This window comes from Mesorhizobium sp. M7A.F.Ca.CA.002.09.1.1 (assembly GCF_003998555.1).
GTDB classification, from domain to species: domain Bacteria; phylum Pseudomonadota; class Alphaproteobacteria; order Rhizobiales; family Rhizobiaceae; genus Mesorhizobium; species Mesorhizobium ciceri.
Map to the genome: position 1 here is coordinate 1 of NZ_RZRR01000593.1, position 3,605 is coordinate 3,605.

The following is a 3,605-nucleotide window of genomic DNA, read 5'->3' on the forward strand; positions in this document are numbered from 1 at the left end:
AGGACGCACCGTTCAAGCTGATCGACCGGACCGAAGAATTCTCGACCCAGATCCTGGCCGGCCCGAACTCGCGAAAAATCCTCGCCGATGTCTGCGAAGCCGACCTCACTCTGCCATGGCTGACGCATCAGGAGACGAAGATCGCCGGCCGCTGGGCCAAACTGGTGCGCGTCTCCTTCGCCGGCGAACTCGGCTGGGAAATCCACACCAGGATCGACGACACCGCCGCCATCTTCGATGCCGTCTGCGCCGCAGGCCAGCAGCACGGGCTGAAGCCTTTCGGCATGTACGCGCTGGATTCGCTCCGGCTTGAGAAAGGCTACCGCACCTGGAAAGGCGATCTGTCGACCGACTATTCGATCCTGCAGGGCGGGCTCGAACGCTTCGTCAAATGGGACAAGCCCGACTTCCGTGGCAAGGCGGCACTGCTGAACGAAAAGCAGCAAGGCGTGAAGAAGCGCTTCGTCACGCTGGTGGTGGAAAACCCCGGCGATTGCGACGCTCCGTCAGTTTCTACACTCTGGCATGACGGCAAGATCGTCGGCGAGACGACGTCCGGCGGCTGGGGCCATCGCATCGACAAGTCGATCGCGCTCGGCATGCTGCGCGCCGACCTGGCCAAACCAGGTACATCAGTCGAGGTCGAAATCTTCGGTGACCGCTTTCAGGCAATCGTGCAGAAGGATGAACCGCTGTGGGATCCGAAGAACGAAAGGCTGCGCGCATGAAGAAAATCATCCTCACCGATGGCGGCATGGGCCAGGAACTGGTCCGCCGCAGCCAATCCGAGCCGACGCCGCTATGGTCGGCCAGGGTGCTGATCGACGAACCGGATCTGGTGCGCGACCTGCACGCGGAATTCATCCGTGCCGGCGCACGTGTCATCACCATCAACACCTATTCTGCGACACCCGAACGCCTGGCGCGCGAAGGTGCGGAAGACCTATTCAAGCCATTGCAGAAGCGCGGCATCGAATTGGCCAGGCAGGCCCGCGACGAGGCCGGCGATGCAGCCATCGCCGGTTGCCTGTCGCCGCTTTTCGGCAGCTATGCACCGGCACTGACCATTTCCTTCGAGGAGACGCTCGAGATTTACCGCCGCATCGTTGCCGAGCAGGCCGATGGCGTCGACCTGTTCCTGTGTGAAACCATGGCGTCGGCGGACGAAGCCCGCGCAGCGGTGACCGCTGCATCGGAAAGCGGCAAGCCGGTATGGGTATCGTGGACGCTGGCTGACCACGGCAAGCCGCGGCTGCGCAGCGGCGAAGCCATTGCCACCGCGGCAAGCGCGCTCGACGGCCTGGCAGTCGCAGCGCGGCTGGTCAATTGCTGCCGGCCGGAAGCAATCGCCGCGGCTTTGCCTGAACTGATCGGCCTCGGCGGCCCGGTCGGCGCATATGCCAATGGCTTCACGTCAACCGAAGCACTTAAGCACGGCGGCACCGTCGATGTGCTGCACGCTCGTCACGACCTTGGCCCGGATGCCTATGCAGACCAGGCGATCGGCTGGGTGGAGGCTGGCGCAAGCATCGTTGGCGGCTGCTGCGAAGTCGGACCACCGCACATCGCCGCCCTGCGCGACCGGCTCGAACAGGCCGGCTACGAAATTTCGGGAGTTTTGCATGCCTAGACCATCATCGCGCATTTCCGGCATCGTGCCTTCGGGCAAGGACGGCTGGGAAGTCCATTTCGCCGCCTGGACGCGCAAGGAGGCCGGCGAAGACATCATCATGCTGTCGGTTGGCGACCATGATTTCGACACGCCTTCGCAGACCATTGAAGCCTGTGTGACCGCGGTTCGCGGCAGCAATCATCACTACACCCCGCTTCCCGGCTTGCCGCGCCTGCGCAAGGCGATGGCCGCAGCCTCGAGCGCCTGCACCGGCGTCGAGACATCGCCGGATCAGGTGATCGCCACGCCGGGCGGCCAGGCCGCACTCTACGCGGCCGTGCAGGGCGTGCTCGACCAGGGCGATCACGCCATCGTCGTGGCACCCTATTATGCCACCTATCCCAACACGTTCAGCGCCGCTGGCGCTGATTTCACCGTCGTCGAGACACCGGCCGAGGATGGCTTCCAGCCGCGAGCCGACATGATCCGCGCGGCAATCCGGCCGAACACGCGCGCCATCCTGATCAACACGCCGAACAATCCGACCGGTGCGGTCTATTCGCGCGAGCGGCTGGAACAGTTGGCAGAAGTCTGCCGGGAGCACGACCTCTGGCTGCTGTCGGACGAAGTCTACTGGACGCTCGGCGGCGGCGAGCACGTCTCGCCGCGCTCGCTGCCAGGAATGGCCGAGCGCACGCTGGTCATCAATTCGATGTCCAAGAGCCACGGCATGACCGGTTGGCGCATGGGCTGGCTGACGGGACCGGAGCAGATGATCACGCTCATGATCAATCTCAATCTGGTGACGACCTACGGCCTGCCGGCCTTCATCTCGATCGCTTGTTCCGAGGCGCTGGAGAACCGTTACGGCGTCAAGGAGATCGCCGAACGCTACGCGGCACGCCGCACCGTCTTGCTCGACGCCGTGCGGGGCATGAACGATGTCACCGTGCGCGGTTCGGAGGGCGGCATGTATGTCATGCTCGACATCTCGGCCGTCGAGCCGGACGACGAGAAATTCGCCTGGGCCCTGCTCGACAAGGAAAAGGTTGGCGTGATGCCCGGCTCCAGCTTCGGCGAGGCGGCCGCCGGCCACATTCGCATCAGCCTCTGCCAGCCCGAACCCGTGCTGCAGGAAGCTGCACTTCGTCTGCGCCGCTTTGCTTCCAGCTACCGTTGCGAGGCAGCATGATCGCCAAGGCAGTTCCCGCCAAAGCAAGAGCGGTCATCATCGGCGGCGGCGTTTCCGGCTGCTCGGTCGCCTATCACCTGGCCAAGCTCGGCTGGACCGATATCGTGCTTCTCGAACGCAAGCAGCTGACGTCGGGCACGACATGGCATGCCGCCGGCCTGATCGGCCAGCTGCGCGGTTCGCAGAACATGACGCGGCTGGCGAAATATTCCGCCGACCTCTACGTCAAGCTGGAAGCAGAGACCGAAGTCGGCACCGGCATGCGCCAGGTCGGTTCGATCACCGTGGCGCTGACCGAGGAGCGCAAGCACGAGATCTACAGGCAAGCGTCGCTGGCGCGTGCCTTCGATGTCGACGTGCGCGAGATTTCGCCCAGGGAAGTCAGCGAGATGTACCCGCATCTCAATGTTTCCGATGTCGTCGGCGCCGTGCATCTGCCGCTCGACGGCCAGTGCGACCCCGCCAACATCGCCATGGCACTGGCCAAGGGCGCGCGCCAGCGCGGTGCGACCATCGTCGAGAACGTCAAGGTCACCAAGGTCCACAGCAAGGCCGGCCGCGTCACGGGCGTGTCCTGGACACAAGGCGAAGAGCAAGGCACGATCGAGGCCGACATCGTCGTCAACTGCGCCGGCATGTGGGCGCGCGAACTGGGAGCGCAGAACGGCGTCACCATCCCGCTGCACGCCTGCGAGCATTTTTACCTCGTCACCGAGCCGATCCCCGGCCTCACCCGCCTGCCGGTGCTGCGTGTGCCCGACGAGTGTGCCTACTACAAGGAGGACGCCGGCAAGATGATGC

The 3,605-nt window shown here is 64.5% G+C and carries 4 protein-coding genes; all 4 read left to right on the plus strand.

Annotated elements, in window-relative coordinates; translation table 11 throughout:
* On the plus strand, positions 1-728 hold a 728-nt coding region (locus EN994_RS22650), incomplete at its 5' end, for an aminomethyltransferase family protein (protein WP_164746084.1).
* Positions 725-1,630, plus strand: a complete 906-nt coding sequence (locus tag EN994_RS22655) for a homocysteine S-methyltransferase family protein (protein ID WP_013531135.1) — start codon at positions 725-727, stop codon at positions 1,628-1,630. The genes EN994_RS22650 and EN994_RS22655, both read left to right, overlap by 4 nt.
* Positions 1,623-2,804, plus strand: coding sequence for a pyridoxal phosphate-dependent aminotransferase (locus EN994_RS22660; RefSeq protein ID WP_013531134.1), 1,182 nt, complete (start codon positions 1,623-1,625; stop codon positions 2,802-2,804). The genes EN994_RS22655 and EN994_RS22660 overlap by 8 nt, the downstream gene beginning before the upstream one ends.
* The coding region (locus EN994_RS22665) for an FAD-binding oxidoreductase (protein WP_164746085.1) at positions 2,801-3,605 on the plus strand (805 nt) is incomplete at its 3' end. The genes EN994_RS22660 and EN994_RS22665, both read left to right, overlap by 4 nt.